This is a genomic window from Mesorhizobium sp. B2-4-15 (assembly GCF_006658505.1).
Lineage (GTDB): Bacteria > Pseudomonadota > Alphaproteobacteria > Rhizobiales > Rhizobiaceae > Mesorhizobium.
Window position 1 is genome coordinate 1 of sequence record NZ_VFUZ01000057.1, and the last position, 1,361, is coordinate 1,361.

Below are 1,361 nucleotides of genomic sequence, written 5' to 3' on the forward strand. Positions count from 1 at the left end.
TGATGCGGTGGACGGCTCTCCTCCCGCCCTGCGGTATGATCGTGGGGCCAGAGCTGGAGGAGATCTATGATGGGCAACGTTACGACGATTGGGCTGGATATTGCGAAGTCAGTGTTTCAAATCCACGGGGTGGATGCGGCGAGTGAGGTTGTCGTTCGCAGGAAGCTGACGCGTGGGCGCGTGCTGGCATTCTTCGAGAGCCTGCCACGTTGCCTGGTCGGTATCGAAGCCTGCAGCTCGTCGCATTATTGGGCGAGAGAACTGACTGCACGTGGCCATGATGTCCGGCTGCTGCCGGCACAGTATGTGAAGCCTTATCTGAAGCGGCAGAAGAATGATGCCGCAGATGCAGAGGCGATCTGCGAGGCGGTCACTCGGCCGACCATGCGCTTCGTGCCTGTGAAATCACCCGAGCAGCAAAGTGTGATGATGCTGCACCGGGTCCGGTTGATGCTCAACCGCCAGCGCACGCAGATATCGAACGCGTTGCGGGCACACCTATCCGAGTTCGGCATCGTCGCGCCGATCGGGCGGAATGGGATTGAGCAACTGCTCGTGGTCGTCAACGACGAGAACGAGATCAGGATACCAGCTGACGCGCGGCTATGCCTTCGCATGCTTGAGGCGCAGCTCAGGGTCGTGAAGAAACAGATCCTCGAGAACGATCGTAGGGTTCGGGCGAATGCGCGTGAGACCGAGCTTGGTCGCAGGTTGATGGAAATCCCAGGCGTCGGCCCGCTGCTTGCGAGTGCATTCGTAGCTACGGTCGCCGATGTGCATGCGTTCAAGTCGGGGCGCTGTCTATCGGCATGGATCGGACTCGTGCCGAAGCAGAATTCTAGCGGCGGAAAAGAGAAGCTCGGCAGCATCTCCAAGGCCGGCAATCGCTACTTGCGACAGTTGCTCGTGGTGGGCGCGATGGCGGTCATCCGTTATGCCGAGCGCAACGGGACCAGGAGGCCATGGCTCGTGCAGTTGATGGCCCGGCGAACAGCCAAGGTTGCGGCGGTTGCGTTGGCCAACAAGACCACCAGGATGGTTTGGGCACTGATGACAAACGGCGAGCGCTACAGGGAGCCGGTCATCGCATAGAAGAAGATAAGGCGAGCGATCGCTGACGAGGTTGGAAAGGGCGGACAGGAGCTAATGCACAAAGCCGGTTGATACCGCCGGATCAGGAAAACCCACTGGGGCCGTGCACTTCGAGTGCGAGCTTTCGATCGGGACCTGAGACGCGCGAATGGCATTATGGCCAGCGGCACATGATAGGCCGCACCTACAGGTCGGATACATGGCCGCACCAACCAGCAAAGGCAAAGCTCAAAGAATCCCTTGCCAACGGAGAGCCGTCCATACACGGC

1 protein-coding gene is annotated in these 1,361 nt (G+C 59.9%); it reads left to right on the top strand.

Going from position 1 to position 1,361, the window contains the following annotated elements:
* The first annotated feature begins 69 nt into the window (after window positions 1-69).
* Window positions 70-1,092 (top strand): IS110 family transposase, encoded by a 1,023-nt coding sequence (locus FJ930_RS29890; protein WP_141841183.1) that lies wholly within the window; start codon window positions 70-72, stop codon window positions 1,090-1,092.
* The last annotated feature ends 269 nt before the right edge of the window (window positions 1,093-1,361 follow it).

Coding starts and splice junctions, on each gene's coding strand:
- FJ930_RS29890 (WP_141841183.1), top strand. CDS start 70: ATGGGCAACGTTACGACGATTGGGCTGGATATTGCGAAGTCAGTGTTT.